At 45.5% G+C, this 17,421-nt stretch carries 16 protein-coding genes, 3 tRNA genes and 1 pseudogene; 9 read left to right on the forward strand and 11 right to left on the reverse strand.

The genetic code is table 11. The features are described from left to right. Window positions 1–34 precede the first annotated feature (34 nt). The 3 genes from FBF27_02605 to FBF27_02615 are packed head-to-tail and all read left to right on the forward strand — an operon-like array spanning window position 35 to window position 2,094. Window positions 35–1,069 carry a D-alanine--D-alanine ligase gene (locus FBF27_02605; protein ID QJU09298.1) on the forward strand — a complete coding sequence of 345 codons (1,035 nt, stop codon included), beginning with the start codon at window positions 35–37 and terminating at the stop codon, window positions 1,067–1,069. Window positions 1,070–1,092: 23 nt separating this feature from the next. Beyond that, window positions 1,093–1,836 (forward strand): slipin family protein, encoded by a 744-nt coding sequence (locus FBF27_02610; GenBank protein QJU09299.1) that lies wholly within the window; start codon window positions 1,093–1,095, stop codon window positions 1,834–1,836. Between the two features lie 9 nt (window positions 1,837–1,845). Further along, window positions 1,846–2,094 (forward strand): DUF4342 domain-containing protein, encoded by a 249-nt coding sequence (locus FBF27_02615; protein QJU09300.1) that lies wholly within the window; start codon window positions 1,846–1,848, stop codon window positions 2,092–2,094. A gap of 113 nt (window positions 2,095–2,207) precedes the next feature. On the opposite strand, the gene FBF27_02620 is transcribed toward FBF27_02615, so the two are convergent. From FBF27_02620 to FBF27_02645, 6 genes are all read right to left on the reverse strand, one after another. Next, window positions 2,208–3,209 (reverse strand): hypothetical protein, encoded by a 1,002-nt coding sequence (locus FBF27_02620; protein ID QJU09301.1) that lies wholly within the window; start codon window positions 3,207–3,209, stop codon window positions 2,208–2,210. After that, window positions 3,199–3,525 carry a helix-turn-helix transcriptional regulator gene (locus FBF27_02625; GenBank protein ID QJU09302.1) on the reverse strand — a complete coding sequence of 109 codons (327 nt, stop codon included), beginning with the start codon at window positions 3,523–3,525 and terminating at the stop codon, window positions 3,199–3,201. Before FBF27_02625 ends, FBF27_02620 begins: the two co-directional genes overlap by 11 nt. 551 nt (window positions 3,526–4,076) lie before the next feature. Then, the gene (locus FBF27_02630) at window positions 4,077–4,838 is read right to left on the reverse strand and encodes a methyltransferase domain-containing protein (GenBank protein QJU09303.1); all 762 of its coding nucleotides are present in this window, start codon (window positions 4,836–4,838) and stop codon (window positions 4,077–4,079) included. Beyond that, the gene (locus FBF27_02635) at window positions 4,832–5,689 is read right to left on the reverse strand and encodes a restriction endonuclease (GenBank protein QJU09304.1); all 858 of its coding nucleotides are present in this window, start codon (window positions 5,687–5,689) and stop codon (window positions 4,832–4,834) included. The genes FBF27_02630 and FBF27_02635 overlap by 7 nt, the downstream gene beginning before the upstream one ends. A 2-nt stretch (window positions 5,690–5,691) precedes the next feature. Next, window positions 5,692–6,651 carry a DNA adenine methylase gene (locus tag FBF27_02640; protein ID QJU09305.1) on the reverse strand — a complete coding sequence of 320 codons (960 nt, stop codon included), beginning with the start codon at window positions 6,649–6,651 and terminating at the stop codon, window positions 5,692–5,694. 282 nt (window positions 6,652–6,933) lie between these two features. Further along, a tRNA-Gly gene (locus tag FBF27_02645) sits at window positions 6,934–7,008 on the reverse strand. Between the two features lie 389 nt (window positions 7,009–7,397). Here FBF27_02645 and FBF27_02650 point away from each other — a divergent pair. The 3 genes from FBF27_02650 (at window position 7,398) to FBF27_02660 (ending at window position 8,538) form a co-directional block, all read left to right on the forward strand. Beyond that, window positions 7,398–8,288: a glycosyl hydrolase family protein gene (locus FBF27_02650; GenBank protein QJU09653.1), complete on the forward strand. Its 891-nt coding sequence runs from the start codon at window positions 7,398–7,400 to the stop codon at window positions 8,286–8,288. Between the two features lie 49 nt (window positions 8,289–8,337). Beyond that, window positions 8,338–8,413 (forward strand) — tRNA-Phe (locus FBF27_02655). A 49-nt stretch (window positions 8,414–8,462) separates the two neighbouring features. Continuing rightward, window positions 8,463–8,538, forward strand: a tRNA-Gly gene (locus FBF27_02660). A 1,109-nt stretch (window positions 8,539–9,647) separates the two neighbouring features. Here the strand turns inward: FBF27_02660 and FBF27_02665 are convergent. Beyond that, window positions 9,648–10,181 (reverse strand): annotated as a pseudogene (locus tag FBF27_02665) (recombinase family protein). 1,153 nt (window positions 10,182–11,334) lie between these two features. On the opposite strand from FBF27_02665, the gene FBF27_02670 reads away from it, so the two are divergent. The 3 genes from FBF27_02670 (at window position 11,335) to FBF27_02680 (ending at window position 14,892) form a co-directional block, all read left to right on the forward strand. After that, window positions 11,335–12,480: a hypothetical protein gene (locus FBF27_02670; protein QJU09306.1), complete on the forward strand. Its 1,146-nt coding sequence runs from the start codon at window positions 11,335–11,337 to the stop codon at window positions 12,478–12,480. Between the two features lie 86 nt (window positions 12,481–12,566). Then, complete coding sequence (locus tag FBF27_02675) at window positions 12,567–14,159, forward strand: alpha-amylase (protein QJU09307.1); 1,593 nt, start codon at window positions 12,567–12,569, stop codon at window positions 14,157–14,159. Window positions 14,160–14,235: 76 nt separating this feature from the next. Continuing rightward, window positions 14,236–14,892, forward strand: coding sequence for a hypothetical protein (locus FBF27_02680; GenBank protein QJU09308.1), 657 nt, complete (start codon window positions 14,236–14,238; stop codon window positions 14,890–14,892). Between the two features lie 51 nt (window positions 14,893–14,943). Here the strand turns inward: FBF27_02680 and FBF27_02685 are convergent, their stop codons facing one another. The 4 genes from FBF27_02685 to FBF27_02700 are packed head-to-tail and all read right to left on the reverse strand — an operon-like array spanning window position 14,944 to window position 17,415. Then, window positions 14,944–15,489: a hypothetical protein gene (locus FBF27_02685; protein ID QJU09309.1), complete on the reverse strand. Its 546-nt coding sequence runs from the start codon at window positions 15,487–15,489 to the stop codon at window positions 14,944–14,946. Window positions 15,490–15,502: 13 nt separating this feature from the next. Next, window positions 15,503–16,063, reverse strand: a complete 561-nt coding sequence (locus FBF27_02690) for a hypothetical protein (GenBank protein ID QJU09310.1) — start codon at window positions 16,061–16,063, stop codon at window positions 15,503–15,505. After that, window positions 16,056–16,634 (reverse strand): 16S rRNA (guanine(966)-N(2))-methyltransferase RsmD, encoded by a 579-nt coding sequence (gene rsmD, locus FBF27_02695; GenBank protein ID QJU09311.1) that lies wholly within the window; start codon window positions 16,632–16,634, stop codon window positions 16,056–16,058. The genes FBF27_02690 and rsmD overlap by 8 nt, the downstream gene beginning before the upstream one ends. Beyond that, complete coding sequence (locus tag FBF27_02700; GenBank protein QJU09312.1) at window positions 16,597–17,415, reverse strand: hypothetical protein; 819 nt, start codon at window positions 17,413–17,415, stop codon at window positions 16,597–16,599. The genes rsmD and FBF27_02700 overlap by 38 nt, the downstream gene beginning before the upstream one ends. Between the last annotated feature and the right edge of the window lie 6 nt (window positions 17,416–17,421).

Here is a 17,421-nt window from a genome sequence, read left to right on the forward strand (position 1 = left end):
GCCCCGCCAAGGCACGATGCGCTATACTAGGATAATGGATAGGTTACGCGTTCTCCTCATATTTGGCGGCGAGTCATCCGAGCACGAGGTCTCGATCAATTCCGCTACTAATGTGCTAGCGGCGCTGGACACAGCACGCTACGACATCAAACTATGCTACATCGACCGTGCTGGTCAGTGGCGGCTCGTCGAGACGATCGAGGCACGCAATCAGCCGAGCCCACGCCTAACGCCACAGCTCGGCCAGCGCTCACTGCTCATCGACGGCGTTGACCCGCTGCCGATTGACGTGATAATTCCGGTGCTTCATGGCAAAAATGGCGAGGACGGCAGCGTACAGGGTCTGGCGCAGCTACTTCATATTCCCCATGTCGGCCCGAGTCTCCTTTCGGCGGCTGTCACCATGGACAAAGACATGACCAAGCGGCTGGCGCTCGGCGCTCACGTTCCGGTTGTGCCGTGGCGAACGCTAGTAAGTGATGCGCCGCGACCGACCTTCGCCGAGATGGCTAGTGAGCTTGGTACGCCTGTTTTCATCAAGCCATCCCGCGCTGGCTCGTCCGTCGGTGTCAGCAAAGTCCACTCGGCCAAAGCATTCACCACCGCGCTTGACGAAGCCTTTCGCCACGACAACACCGTGTTGATTGAACAAGCGATCACCGCCCGCGAGATTGAGCTGGCCGTCCTCGGCCGCGGTACATCCACCCGCGTCAGTATGCCTGGTGAGATTCTTCCTGGCGAAGAGTTTTATAGCTACGACGATAAGTACAGCGCCTCCAGCACTTCGCGCGTCGTTATCCCCGCGGAGGTTGACGAGTCAATGGCGACAGAACTGCAGCGCCTCGCGCTGGCCACCTACCACGCGACCGGTGGACACGGCATGGCGCGAGTTGACTTTTTCCTTGATCCGACGGGCCAGATTTTTCTCAACGAGATTAATAGTATCCCTGGCTTTACCAACATCAGTATGTATCCAAAGCTCTGGGAAGCTTCGGGTCTCAGTCCACGGGCGCTAGTTGACGAGTTGATCGAGGAGGCGCTTGCCAGCCATTCTATACGTGGCGTATAATCTCCTTATAAATAGGAGGTCATATGGAAATAGCAGCAGTAATTTTAATCATCGTACTGATGTTTGTGCTGAGCGGTATCAAGGTAGTCAATCAATACCAGCGCGGTGTAGTACTGACGCTGGGTAAGTTTACTGGCGTGCGCGAGCCGGGTCTAAGGGTGGTAGTGCCGATTTTTCAGACGATGATGATGGTCGACGTGCGTTCCACGCCAATTGACGTGCCGAAACAAGAGGTCATCACCAAGGATAATGTCACTGTCGGCGTTGACGCGGTGGTCTATTTCAGAGTGATTAACGCACCAAAAGCGGTGCTAGAAACGACCAATTATATTTATGCCACCAGCCAGTTTGCCCAAGCTGCTCTGCGCGACGTCACCGGTAACGTCGACATGGACGACCTCTTGGCCAAGCGCGAGGAGATTTCGCAGCAGATTAAGGAAATTGTCGATGCCGAGACGGACAAATGGGGCATCGACGTCGAGAATGTTAAGATCCAGAACATCGAACTGCCTGGTGACATGAAGCGTGCCATGGCCAAGCAAGCCGAAGCCGAGCGCGAGCGCCGCGCCAACATCATCAACGCCGACGGCGAAAAAGCTGCCGCCGAAACGCTGGCTCAAGCTGCCGAGATTCTGGCGAAAACCCAAGGTGCAATTAATCTGCGTACCCTGAATACCCTGGAACGCATCTCCACCGAGCCATCACAAAAGACAATGATGCTCTTCCCGATTGAGCTGATCGATGCCATTCGCGGGAATAAAAAGTAAGGAGTAACCATGAGCGAACAAAACCGCACCGAAGAATTTAGCGTTAACGGCGATCAAGTTGTCGAGAAGGTCAAGCAGCTTATCAAAGAAGGCAACGTCCGCCGCGTTATCATCAAGAACGAAAAAGGCGAAAGCATCATGGAATTCCCCATCACTGCCGGCGTGGTTGGCGCCTTGCTACTACCAACCCTGGCAGCACTCGGCGCGGCGGTGGCGTTGATGGCGCAGTGCACAATTGCGGTGGAGCGACGGGATTAACTTGATTATTTATCAACTTGGTGGCAATATACACCAAAGCTCGAACCTATTTCGAGCGTAAAAGCTGAGCCGTGTAGGCTTAGCCGCCATACACTTACACAAGAAGGGTGTTCTTAACGCTCAACATATTCTTTATAGCGCAAAGTCGACTTTCGTTTTTTACGTATCGTGGTATTTCTCCTTCGGGACTCCTTGTACCTATGCGTCAAGTTGGCTAACTTCCATCGAGTTTTCGTACCGAGTGTTAATGAGTTTCTATTCATCTGTAATCCCAGATGCTCAAAACCTCGCTTTCCTTGATAAATTCCATCTATGTCGTATTCATCGCCGGAATGGTATATGATTTTGGTTTTTGCGTCATTGAGCGGCAGCTTCTGATTTTTGTCGCTCTCAAGAATAGTCTTGATTTTTGGATAAAGCTTCATCATATCCTCTTTGGTGATTCCACTTGCCGTGATAGCAATATCATCAACGTAAATAGCAATACGAGGATCTTTGCCTTGTAGCTCCTTTTTCACAAGTCGCTCGAGCCTGAGGAATGTATCGAGATTACACCATACCGCCAGGCGAGACGAAGTTGAAAACCCGCGGGCGATTGTCTTATAAGTTCCGGGGTTATCTTTCGCACCAATTGGCACACAACAAAGGTCGGCCAGCAATCTTGCACCTCTTTGCCCGCATCGACCCTTGGCTAAAAAGAAGCTATAGACACGTTCATATTTAATTTGCTCAAAAAACCGTGAAACATCCAGCTTGAGGATAATTCGCTTCCGCTTTACTCCGAGCAGGTGTGTTACTGCGACTTTATGGTTCCGTCCGCTCACGCCTCCGAATACGAACGTTGGAATAAGTGAGTCATGGGGAGCTAAAACTTTTACATTAATAAGCTTGAGTAATTTTCCCAGGTCGGTGCGCGATGCGTCGCGCACCCATTTACCTTTTTCGGGTTGCGATTGTGTGGGGTGGTCAGTCCAGTAGTTATCGTAGTTCGTCTTAACGTCGCTTATCAGCCTTGCCATATCCTCAACTGAATCTCGTTTATCACTTAAACGTTTCGCAAGCTCTCGCTTGCTCCGAATGGCGATTTTAGGATAGTTACGTTGGTTATTTTTCATTGCGCCTTAATAACTTTGCTCGTTCTTTGATGAGATGATTTTGTAACTTGGTACCCCAGCCTATAAATTGTTTTTCAATAGCGGATAGTTTTTTACCGTTTTCGACATTCTCTCCATACAAGAAAGGAGTTATCGAGGCCGGGTGTACTTTTAAGCCATCAGCAAGCTTCAAAATTAGCTTTTTTGATACCTCTTTTTGTTCACTTTCAACCATAGCAATCAAAACTGGCGACACATCTATGGTCTTAGCAAGCTCGGCCTGCGTTAAGCCAGCTTCGTTGCGTATCTTTTTGATTAGCTCTGGGAATGAATACATTGTTTTATCTTCATAACGACTACAAGCCGGAGGTAATTTGACCTAAATCATGTCGCAAATAATTCTGACTATTTGTAAAATAATCTTCATTATTCGCAAGACCTTGATAAAAGTCTTCATTATTACCCTCCGGCTTGCGATACGGATGCCACAGTTTAGTTGGTAAAGAAATAAGTTGTTTTTCCATATGGCCTTCCTTTCTAACAAGCTAGATAAATATTTAGTTAGTAAAAGTTGGACAATCTTACTCTCGGGGCTATCGTTTCGATTCGTATAGACATCCGGTAATACCCTAGTCGGCAAGATATAAATCTCGTAGCCCCGATTTGGATAGTCCCTGTGCTGGAAGCACTGCTTCAAGCAACATAACATGTACAACGTGTGGAATACCAACCCGTAGCACAAGTCCTCATTCCGAATAGAATGGGCCAAATGCCTTTTATAGCATCTCAATCTATCGATTTGATAGCCTTATCGCTAAACTGATTTTTAACTTACTAGCCTACTATCAGTATATACAAAACGTATAAGTCCTGTCAAGACTTTCTGTATTATTTTTGGAAAATAAATAGATGCTCATGCATTATCAACAAAAAATTACTTTCTCGTGATCTTTTAACCCAAAAACCGGTTGCTTTGCAGTTGAATTGTCGCTTGATGATGTCTTCCTTGAGCTGAAAACCTACCTTTAGGAACCGTTCCATGACTTTATATGCCATTGGCTGATACATTTTGTTACGACGAGTGTCGCCAATGAGAATTGCGCAATATTTGCCTTTTTTCAAAACACGATACAGCTCTTTTGCTACCTTTTCCATCTCGCCAACAAATTTGTCAATATCGTGAATATTTGACAAATCATTATCAAGTTTACCCTCGCTGTATTTGATAATGTCTGCATAGGGTGGGTGCGTCAGAATAAAATCTACACTTTCGTCATTTGCCTTACTTAAATCACGAGCGTCACGCTTTACGACTTTTTGCCAAGCGTCGTTTTCAACCTCAAAGTCAAGAGCAGCTCTCGTTCGTTCTAATGCCTTGTCATTTACATCGGAGCAAATAATGTGACGGTTCAGAATCTTTGCCTCAATTGCTGTAGTGCCACCACCAACCATAGGGTCAAGTAAAATATCGCCCTCGTTTGAATATCGCAAAATTAAGTTACGAGCAACTTCTGGCGACCAATTACCACGCCAGTCTGATTTATGTGTTGCCCAATTACCACGCCTAGGAAAAGCCCAAACGGTCGTGCACTCTAGTTCAAATTCGTCCGGGTGTAACTTTTTTGTTTTTGTCTTACCTACTGCTACCATGATAGCTCATTTAACGCTCCGTCTTCGAGCATGTTCAGATTGAATACATAGTCATTATGGTTGTATGTTTCTTCAAGTGGTCGTTTTGTTGTGTGCCAACCGAGCCCATCAGTGACCCATACAAACTCTATGTTCTGCGCTTTTAGTTCATCGTAAAGACTGCGAAACTCACCACAAACAGCCTTTAATTTTGAGCCGCCGCCATTATAAAAGTTAGTTTCAAACAGTTTAATCTTGCCGTTCCGTGGATTGTACACGGCAAAATCAAAACTCCGCTCTGATTTGTCCACCTTAATATCAAAGCCCCATTTTGATTTAATTTTACTAGGACGAGCTTGCGGTATGTATTCAAAACCATTCTGCCTACAGAATTCTTCTAGGAATAAACCAACAATTTCTTCCATCAAAGTACCGCCACGATTTTTGCGACCATTACTATCAAGTCCAACTTCGACGCCAATAACGTAATCGACGAGATTTTTTACACCATCTCGCTGGAATAATTTTGCAAGTCCTGATTTATCCAGGAACTCAAAGTACTTGTCAGCATCATTGTCTTTACCAGAAAAATCATAAAATTCTGATTCTTTTGATACTTTGTCGTAAATTTCTAGATTATTTTCTCGTACAGCAAGCAGTACAGGCAGCGCCTTTACGATGTCTGGATTAGACTCGTAAAGCTTATAGAACTCTCTTCTTAAATCATCCTTGCCGAGCAAATAATTCAACTTATTTAGAACTATTTCTAAATCGGCGCTATTGGCAAAAACTTTGTTCCAATTTACGAAATAATCCCAAGTTTTGATTGAACTTTTGAATGTTGATACTAAATGGTTAAAATCTTTTTTCATAATTAATAATTTGTTACCAATACTTCCGTTATCTTGCCTCGTCCTGTGCCTTTTGAATTTATGGCACGACCAGCAGTTATTTTATTTATCGTAAGTCCATCAAGCCCTGAGTATAACTTGTTAATAAACGGTGTGTCTGAATTAGAGAGCATAACAAAACATCCTTTTTCGTGCAGTTTTACTAATGTATCACGAAGTTCTGTTTGTTCTTTTTCTAAAAACCCTTCTACAGTGTAAGAGGTAAACGACGACGTAGTGTTTATTGGGTAATAAGGCGGGTCAAAATATATAAAGTCGCCGCTTTTCGCAGTTCCCAGAACATTTTTATAGTCCTGATGTGTAATTACTACGTCCCGTAAAGCATCTGACACTCGTCTTAAATTGTCTTCGTCGCAGATAACGGGGTTATTGTATCGGCCAAAGGGTACATTGAATTGACCGCTTTTGTTTACTCGGTAGAGACCATTGAAGCCAGTGCGGTTTAAAAATATGAACCGAGAAGCAATCTCAACATCTGACAGGTTTTCAACCTTTTTAGCACGAACTTCAAGGTAATATTCTTTGTCATAAATATGTTTCTGCAATGACTTTATGAGCTCGTCAACATTATCTTTGATTACGTTATAGGTAATTACGAGCTCGTTGTTTAGATCGGAAAGCTTAGCATTTTTCGGCAATAGATCGAAGAAAACAGCGCCGCCGCCAACAAAAGGCTCATGGTAAGTGTTTGCTATTGGATTGAATACCTTTGGTGGATACAAACCAAGCTCACGAAATTGCTTAAGAAGTTGGCGCTTACCGCCGACCCATTTTACGAATGGCTTAGGTTTTGCATTGATGAGTTTTTGTACATCTTCAAGAGTACTGTCTTCACCGACGAATTGAAAAAGTCGGCGCGCATAAATAAAATTGACGTCAAAAGTGTCTGCAATACTTGTAGCAGTCAGGCTGCCTGTAGACATAAACCCCTCCAATCCCTGTATTCTATAGGAATTATAGCATATTTTTAATGATTTAACTCCGTAAAGTTGAAAATATAATCAGAAAAAATCCGACCATTTCAACCAAAAAAGAAAAATAAGGCGGGGAAATTTTAAAAAGATAATTCAAGGGGCGGTTTTTTCTGACTGGACGTATGCCGGTTTTGCTGGCACAGGCGTTGGGGCTAAGCCTGCACAGCTCAGCTTTTACGCTCGAAATAGGTTCGAGCTTTGGCGTATATTGCCACCATTTCGGAACAAAATTGGTGCGGATGGGGAGAGTCGAACTCCCGTCTCAACCTTGGGAAGGTCACATAATAGCCGTTATACGACACCCGCGACGAGAATATTATACCTGATTCTCCGCCAAACTACTAGAGTATTGTAGCATTTTCTTGACGCTTACGCTAAAAGTTTGACATATAATTTTAGTGCGCTACAATAGACATATGACGAAGCGAAAACTGGTTACAACTAGCATAGCAACTCTAATCGTCATCGGCGGCTTGTCGCTTGGTGCACTGCACTTCTTGTCGCAGGTAAATAACGCCCCGCCCCAAGCGACAAAATACGCTGACCGAACTACGTCGCCGACTGGCTCATTGAGTACCGATAGTCGCTCTCACTCTGATACCAACTCCACGAACGATAATCAGCAACCAAGCAAGCCCAACCAAAACACTGACAATAAGCCGACGCCAGCTGAGCACAATTGGGTAACGCAGACGATGCGCCACAACCAAGCCCAGGCAGCGAAGCAGCAGCCTGAACGTCAGCGTGACTCTCAAGATTCGGCTCAGCGAGCCAATCAGTCGCCGCACAACAACTCATCAAACAATAACTCAGGCAATAAAAATTCCGGCTCCCCATCCCCAAGCCAACCACAACCATCAAAGCCCAGCGGCCCGGCGAACCACGACCGAAACCAGGCGGCAATTGATGGCTGGCAGATGGATTACTTCGAAGGCTTTGACTCGTCGATCAAGCAAACTAAATGGGTGCAGTACGGCTGGGGCGATCCAGCGGTTGGCCACGGCTGTATGGGCGTGATGTCACAACGCAATTCATTCACTCAAGACAGCAAACTGGTAATTCGCACTCAGTATAACAATGGCCAGTGGAGCACTGGTGGCGCTGGCTCAGGTGATGTATTCACCGCCTCACGCGGTCGCTGGGAAGTTCGCGCCAAGTTCCCGAAAGCCAAAGGTGTCGGCTACGCATTCCTTCTCTGGCCAAAGGACGAAGGCTGGCCGCCAGAGATTGATTTCGCTGAGGGGCGCGTCAATGGTCCTCGTGTTGAGGCAACGTACCACTGGGATCCGGACAACAAGCAAAAGCAAGCATCCCTTGATAATCATGATATGAGCGGCTGGCACACATACGGCGTTATTGTCGAGAAGGATCATATCATTTTTACGCTAGACGGCAAAGAATGGGGTCGTATCAATCATCCGAATGTCACTGATAAGCAGATGTTCCTCGGTGTGCAGGCTGGAGCAATGAACCCAAATGGTATTAATAAGCATACCGAGACCGTTGACGGCGGCGTGCCTAATCCACTCACGCCAGCCGTATCCGATATTGAAGTTGACTATGTAGCGCATTACGTGCGGAAATAGCGGCTTGCCAGATAACGGCAACTTTAGTACAATGAGATAGCAAGTTTGTGGCTCTTTAGCTCAGTTGGTAGAGCAGAGGCCTGAAGAGCCTTGTGTCCCCAGTTCGAGTCTGGGAGGAGCCACCAAACATTGCATTTTATTCACGGCTTTGTTACAATAAATCGTGAACCACATGCGGGTATAGCTCAGTTGTTAGAGCGCTTTCTTGCCATGGAAGAGGCCAGGAGTTAGAGTCTCCTTACCCGCACCACAAACGAAATCATTTGATTCAATGAACCCTTTCCAGGGTTCATTTAGCTTATAAGATACTTTTGACCCCTTAAAAGTATCTTTTTTAATGGGTTCAATTATAAAGTTAGAGAAGAATATTTTTAAAAGCTGGTCCAGCTCGCTCATGTCATCAAGTTTTTCAAAAATAACAGGGAAAAACTCAAAAAGTTTGAGATATTCATCGAATGTAATTAAGGAGTCCTTTAATAAGCGTCTTTGACTGACTATTAGCTCATAACGCTGTTCTAATTCCTTTTGCTCATCAAGAAGCTTGCCAAGATTGTAATAGTCTTTTAGCTCGGGGCTCTCTAATATGAGCACTTTTGTTTGCTCATACTGTTGTTTTTTAAGCGCTAGCTTCCGTTTTAGGCTAGATACCTCACTAGTGAGCCTAGTGCTTTCATGCTTCATGGACCTTTCGGCACTTGATTTAATAACCAAATAATTACTCTTTTTAATGAATAAATATTCTTTAAAGAATACCTCCGCTGTATCAATAATAGTTTTTGCACGAATTGACTTTCCATTTAAATTGCAATATCCGTTTTCACATTTATAGTAGTATCTGTAGTCATATTTTTCACCCGTTGTCTTATTTCGCTTATTCGTAACCATTGAGGTCATAGACTCGTTACAAGCCCCACAAATGACTCTACCTCTAAATAAATTAGCAAATATCTCACCACCTTTTGGCTTATTGATAGCATAAACTTTAGAGGAATCCAAACTATCAATTTTATTTATTTTTAAATATTCATCGACAGTAATTACGCTCTGAAAATCATACTCTTCTAATAAATTTTTGTAGTGTTTACCCCATTTTAAAACACCAGCATAAAATGGGTCTTTAAGGGTCTTTGAGACATCGTCCTTGGACCATTTATGGCTTTGGTAAGGACCTCCTGCGCGCTTTTGAACAGTATAGGTTTGCTCATTAATCCACTCTCTGATATCTTTTTGAGACTTGCCGTTTAAAGCTAGTTCAAACATGTGCTTAACCTTTGTAAAGTTTTTTGGGTCAGGTTGGAAAAAGCGATTTGAATCTAGTATATAGCCGTGCTTAAATTTACCGATAAATTCAGCATCCTCTATAGCCCTTTTATTACCACGGTCTACTGATTCGGAGAGATGCTCAGAGTATTGTTTAGCCATTACAAACGTGATGCCAAGCAGCATCTTGCCCGCTGGATTATTTTCAAATGTAAATGTCGCAAACCTTAAGTCCTTAATTAAACCCCTGTCTACTAGGTCGATAATAACACCCGCCTCTTTCATATTTCGTGATAGACGGTCAGGATGCCAAGCTATCAAGCCATCTATCCTTCCATTTTCAATATCATCTATAAGTTTATTAAATTCATCGCGTGTATCTGCAATTTTAGCAGAAAAGCTTTCCTTGTATATCTTTTTGATACTTAAGCCATTTGGTGTAATAACTTTATCTACACACTCCTTTATTTGGTCTTCTATTGATGAAGCTTGCCTGTCTTCACTTGTAGTAGATTTACGAGCGTATAATCCATACTGTACGGGCTTAAGTGAACTCTCATTATTTTCAGGACCGCTACCTGCAAGTTTATTTAGTAATAGCTTTACACTTGTGGAGTTGTTACTATTCTGCATAATCCCTATTATAAGCCCTTGTCTATTGTTAGAGCTAATTTAGGCTATAGGAAATTATAAAAGAATCTTTATTCCTCTACTGACTACATAGCGCTGTTTATTTGATGTGGTATTTATTTTTTCATTTTGCTTATTAATATACCTGAACAATATATTAAGCAATTTTAATATGTTTTCATCGGCGGAAGCTTTTCGGTTAGACAAAGAGGACATCCGAGACTCCTTGAAGTAGCTACTTCAGTTAGTCCGCTAAAAGCCCCTTTTTTACCGAGTTGTTCTCGTATGCTTATTTTTATGTGTAAATCATGCTACCCGTTTTTTGCGCGGTACGTCTCCGCTATGTAGCCACATAAAATGCGGTAGTTTATTAATTACATCGTCTATTATATCAAAATTCAAATCTTACATCAAAATGATATAATGGATAATGTCTAGATTCACAACAGGGCTCATTTTATCCCGAAAATGGGCAGCCATTTGCTAAAAGCAATAGGGATAAAACCCTCGTTGTGGGTCTAGACAGCCAGCAGTGGCTGTCCTTTTTTAATAACTAAACGGGGGTATTATGAACAATACACAGCAATCATCAAATTCTAAAAAACAAAAAACTATATACACACACGGGAACAAAAAGGTCATAGTATCATAAAACATATATGTTTTGGGTGGATGGCACTATGGATTCCTGCTATATATTACACAATTAGTCCTAATCACTACTGGCACGCTTAAAAAGTATGGTAATTTTGCACCCATAAAACTACCATTTATACAGTGGAATGGTGTTTTATCATACGGGGGGTGATTACCCCCGTATGATAGTCTTTATATTAGTAATAGCCTTTGGCGGTTAGTTATATGGGCGTATACTTACCTAATAAATGATTGATAGTGATTGTTTATACTGCGCCGTACGTCTTTTTATTGCTGGAGCTGGACCGGGGTAGTCCATAATGTATTCAAAAAGTTTAAGTAGATTCTGTAATTCTGCACCACAATGAAACAGGCGTTTTGACGTCTTTTTTATATTGTTCAGACTAACCCAAATGGATAATTAGGGTTCGTTGTATAATTTCTGGCAAGAAACCTATAAAGAAGTTCTTATTTTTAGCTATTGACTAATTATGTTATTTATACTATATTAGTGATTACTATGAATATATTTCGTGAACCCGGATATCAACTACCAACTGATAATCAAGGCCGGAACAACCTTGAGAAAGAGTGCGGCGTCCAGTCGTCGGAAGCAGACGATCAACCACAGGACCCCGCTGTCGTGCGCTCACTGGGAGAGTTCGGACTCAGAGAACCTCTCGCGCCAGAGCCATCAGCTGACGGACAGCGTATGGATGGGCTGCCACCAGTAGATGAGATCCCTGATTTATTATCACGGCTTAGCCCTATTCTAAATCTGGAGCACGATAGTAATGAGCCTTCTGATACTGTGTATCTGCGGGCAAGAGAGGCGGAGAAAACCCCAGAAGGAGAGTGGACTCTAGAACAGCGGCAACTCATTAAAGACATAGAAACTATGGGGTCATTTTCACAAGATCCACTCTATAAGTTTGCTTATACGCCCGAGGAGTTGCACGGCTTAGTGCTCGAGCTTCTTTCATTAAAAGAAATGCGCCGGCCTAATCTAAGCGGTGTTGAGAATAAGATACTGGATATGGCGGCCTTTATTCAGGGCGAGGGCCACGACAAACTGGGTGGAGTAAAGGTTGACGGCCTGTTGGTACGGTCTACAAACGACAGACGCCAGGGAGTGCGGTGGGATACACTAATTAACTGCGCCCAAGACATTACCAGTACAATTAGATCGGCGATAGACGGTAAGGGCGGCGGCATGTCTAATTTATTAATAGACATTAAGAGCCCCGAGAGTAGAGGTACTAAAGGAAAAAATAATATTGATCTCACGCCAGTGTATCAGTGCGTCGCTGACGTCTATGCTTTCAGGGTTATCGGCCAACGGGACGTCCCTATTTATGACAAGAACTGCGCTACGTTTATAGCTAATTGCGATATAATAAACCAATGGTATGAGGGCGTCCGGCAAACGCTAACGGGAGTCCCTCGCGAATATAAAATTCAAGGATATAAGACTGGTGCGGCTTGGACTATTAATAACATGGTCAATATCATGAACGAGCGACTAGCTGGCAATCATAAGAGTGGTATTAAAAAAGACTACAGGTTGGATCCCGCTGGCGCTATTGCCCAGCAACTACACCTTGGACGTGCTGTTGAGGAAATCCGAAATATGCTCAAGATAGCAAACGCCGGCGATAACCAGTAAGGCTGGAGACACCGGCTCTGGCTATTAGTAATGCAGAGCCGCTCCATCTATTTGCCCAAATCCCTCATCTCACTTATACTTAAATCATGAAAGCTTGGCAAAATGTCACCTCTCTGTATCAGATTTATCCGCGTAGTTTCCGGGATACCAATGGCGATGGGATTGGTGATTTGGATGGCATTACCGAAAAGCTGGATTATTTGGCATGGCTGGGGATTGACGCGATTTGGATTTCGCCGTTTTTTACCTCGCCGATGACTGATTTTGGTTATGATATTGCTGACTATCGGGCCATTGATCCAACATTTGGTGATCTGGAGGATTTTCGAGCGCTATTAGAAAAAGCTCATATCCTAGACATTAAAGTCATGATCGACCTCGTTCCCTGCCATACGTCCGACCAGCATCCGTGGTTTCAGGAAGCGCGGTCATCGCGCGACAACCCTAAGCGTAACTATTACGTCTGGCGCGACGGACAGGATGGCAATGAGCCAAATAATTGGCGAAGTTTATCGGGCGGCAGTTCATGGGAATTTGACGAGCCGACCAGCCAGTTTTATCTCCATTCGTTCTTGAAAACACAGCCGGATTTGAATTGGGATAATCCTGCAGTTCGGAGCAAGATGAAGAACGTAGTACGATTTTGGTTCGATATGGGCGTGGACGGCATGCGGGTTGATGCGATTTGGGGCATTTCCAAAGATCCGGAATTTGATGACGATTCGCCAAATCCTGATTTTCACAGCGATCCTGAAGCTTACGGAGCATTCATCCACGACCACTGTAAAATGGGACCGCATTTTCAAGAATATTTGCGTGAGCTGGCGTCGGTTTGTGATGAATATGATGATAAGCAGATGGTGTTTGAATTTTATCCGGACGAGAGGTTGGGTGATATTTACCAGCAGTATCACCGGGTAATGAAAGCCCATCCGAAGGCGACGGCGTTCTTTATGGAGTATCGCCAAGACGAGTGGCACGCGGAACATACTGGGCAGAAAATCGAGAATTATCTGCGGGCGGCAGATTCAGCCAAGCCGTTTTTCTGCGTCGGCAATCACGATCAGCCGCGCATTGCCTCGCGACTAGGAACAGAGCGAGCGCGAGCCTTGCACTTTCTCAACCTGCTCACGCCGGGCGTTAGCGTGATGTACTATGGTGATGAGATTGGCATGACCAATGGCGAATTGACTACTGAGGATATTCAGGACAATTTCAGTCCCGCCAATTCCGTCATCGACAGCCGCGACCTGGAGCGCACGCCGATGCAATGGGACGATACGCGGTTCGCCGGATTCTCAGAAGTAAAACCGTGGCTACCCGTTCACGCCAACGCGATAAAAACCAATGTCCTGACGCAGGCAATACACCCTGACTCACTTCTACACCTGCACCGACGGCTGCTTCACCTGCGGCGGAGTATGCCAGTGTTGCAGCACGGCACGCTTAAAGTGATTAACACCGGTAATGGATTTGTCCTCGGTATCAAACGAGAGCTAGGCAGCGAGTGGGCTTATATTTATATTAACTTCGCTGATGCACCACAGCATTTTTTTATCCCAGAACATACCAAAATCATCGCCTCAACCCACCCCTACTGCTCTACCATCAACAATAATCAGCAGCTAACAATTCAGAAATATTGTGGGGTTTTATTATTACCGCAGAATAATGGGTAGCTATTGCTTATGTCTTTACAGTTTGAATATACTGTTCTACAATATCTGCAAGTTTAGTTAATAACGAAGGGTAACTATGGCTACAGACTTCCAGGAAAAAGCTTGTGAAAAGGCTTTGCGTGAGTATCGTAAAAAATATTTAACAAAGAAAGAAAACCTCAATGCTGATGAGTCAACGGCACGCCTGATGGTCAATAGCCTGCTCAGTATGGTGCTTGGATATACTCTCATTGACGAGATTAAAACAGAGCATATGATTCGTGGTACATATGTTGACTACGTTGTGCAGTTAAATAAGAAAATTCATTTTATTGTTGAAGCAAAGGCCACCTCTATTGACCTCAATGAACGCCACCTCAAACAGGCTGTTGACTATGCCTCAAACGAAGGTGTTGACTGGGTGATCTTAACTAATGGTCGCTGCGTCGAGCTTCACCGTGTTATCTTTGAAAAGCCGATTCGCTCACAGCGTATTTTTGCCTATGACTTAACCAATTTATCAACAATTAGAACTGCAGCAAAGCACCTAGTGAATCTCACCAAGAAATCTGTGCTCAGAGGTGATTTGGATAAATACTGGAAGCGTTTTGATGCGCTAACCGAAGACAACATGAGAAAGGCTATTAAGTCACCCGATGTTATTCGTAGCTTGAGACTGTTCATTAAGAAAAAGTCGACTATCAACTTTACCGATGCCGAGATTGCCAAGGCGATTGACAAACTAATCAGTTAATTACCGTGCTTTCACCAAGGCTAGACCTGTCACCCCGCCAACAATCCCCTGCTAATACAGCTGCGCCCACGATGCAATATATCTATTGAGTCCATTCGGGCCGAGCCGCCCTGCACCGATACACTTCAACCTTAGCTGCTGACCCAAGCCATTGACCGCAAAGAACGCCGTTGGATCAGGACCACGCAGCACTCGTACCGCCCCCTGAATTGGCCGATCATTTAACTCAGCCTTGCCAGCCGCCGACACCCAGCCGATATAGAATAGCAACTTATCAAGCTCATCACCACTACCCTCAAACTCAGGCTCCAGCACCCCATACTTATTCCAGCCGCCAGCAACTGGCGCCTGAAATCGTGGCGTCCGTTTATGATCTGGCATCTGGCCCTCAACTCCTGGCATGGTAAGTACTTTCTCCGGATCAATAGCATCCGGGTCAACCTCGTGACATGACCATGGGCTGGAATGATTAATATCATACGCACGCCCTCCAGCCGCCAGTAGCCGCAGTGGCGATATCGCTACGTCCCCCATTCGTTTTAATATACCGTATGGGAGTGGCCGTAGTGGCGCTTCACTATCAAATTGCTCTTTCATACTCGCCTCCTCCTTATAATAATCGTACCTTTGGGTACTTGTTATCACCGAGCACACCAGTATCCACAATCTCCAGTCCGATCTGCGTTCCGTCAGGATGTACCGCAAAAAACTCTGTCTCTAGGTGCGCTGGCCCGTTCAACATTCGCACATATTGATCATCAATTGGCAGACGATGGAGTATTGACTGCTTCACTCGACCACTCCCACGTTCACGCACTACCCAGCCAATGTGAAACGGCGGCTTAGCCCGCAGCACAGAATAATGCCGCCAGCCAACGAGCCCTGGCGCATGAAAAAGAAATGAAAAGCGGTCCGGTAGTAGCTCATCTGTCTCACCATTCGTCGTTACCGTCAGCGCTGGATCTATCAGCGACGGATCAATATCACGCTGGCAATGCCACGGGTGGGTCTCCTGCATACTGTCTCGGCGAAAACCGCCCAACACAAACATCAGCGGCCGCATTGCTACGTCCGCCATTTTCGTCCATAACGGTAGGGGTTTAGGGCGAAGAGCTAAGTGATTGTGTTTGTCTCGCTGCTTCTCCATCGTCACCTCACTGGTGTTAGTCACTTATCTCCTTACGGAAGTAAGTGAGGTGCGCACCCCCATAACTACGATTGTCCACCACAACAATTCCGTTCTGAATTGGCACCTCACCTATTCCTGAGTGTGATAATACCATATGTCCACCCGGTTTGAGAAGTCCCATTAGTCGCGAAGCTGTGGAAAACTGAGGGTTGTGATATGGTGGATCGGCAAAAATAAGATCAAACTTCTCTGTTACGCTCATGCTTTCTAGCCAATTTGCTACCGTTGTTTTTATTACAATAGAGTTTTCGCCGGCGCCCACGGTGTTGATATTTTCAGCAATAACCCGCTGGGCGACGCGGTCTCGCTCCACGAAAACTGCCGACTCTGCGCCGCGACTGAGCGCCTCCAAGCCAATCGCGCCAGAGCCCGCAAAAGCATCCAGTACCCGCGCGCCGCGAACCATTTCGCCTAGTGAATTGAACATCGCCGAACGGACTCGTTCGCCCATGGGATGCGTTGTTGAGCCTGGCGGGGCTTGGATGAATCGTCCGCCAAATTCGCCAGCGATAAGCTTAACGCGCACGCTGCTCCTCGGCCAGCCACACCGCACTCAGCCAGCCCAGCACCACCGCACGAATAATCAGCGGCATCAGTTGACGATTAGTCTGCCGCGCCAGCTCCGTCGTCCAGCCAGTCTTGGCAAACTTTTCATACATGGCCATATCCGCCACCTCGTGAACGCAGCCGAGATAAAACGCCCGAAAGCCCGCCTGGCGTACCTCCTCAATATCGCGCTGCTGCGGCAGGCCGGCGGCAAATCGTTGGTAGGCCACTACGCTGGCGACACCCGCCTCGAATGCCAGATGCATAGTCATCACGCCCTTTGCACCCCAAAATTCCCAGTTATTGCGCAGGGTTTTGAGCACCGTTTCGCCCGGCATGAGGCTCTTTTTGATCAGCGAATTACGGGTCTCCATACCCTCACCGCGCAGCTGAGCCAATTTCTCCTCCAGCGGAAAATGGTGTGGCGGCGTCAAGCCATCGGTGATTGCGTGCGCCATCCATGCCGCCTCAAACGCCGCTCGCTCACAGTTGTCAGCACTGAGCGCCGCTGCCAGATTAGTGATGTGTTGCTCGATCATCTCGAGGAGTGCTACGTCATTTGGATCGTGCGGGTCAATGAAGTGCCACGGCTCATCAACGGCCGGACTTTTCCGCTTGATACCATCAGGGCCATTATTACCCTCGAAATGTAAAATCTCCTTGCTCGACGGAAAGTTACACCATGACGGCAACAGCTGCACGATGTGCCGCCGCGCGACCCGATCAATTTTTTGATGAACACCCATCAGATTGCCTGATTTGGTGTGAAATGTGGTTCCTGAATACATACTTAT

It is taken from the genome of Candidatus Saccharibacteria bacterium oral taxon 488, from assembly GCA_013100805.1.
Taxonomy (GTDB): Bacteria; Patescibacteriota; Saccharimonadia; order Saccharimonadales; family Saccharimonadaceae; genus Nanosynbacter.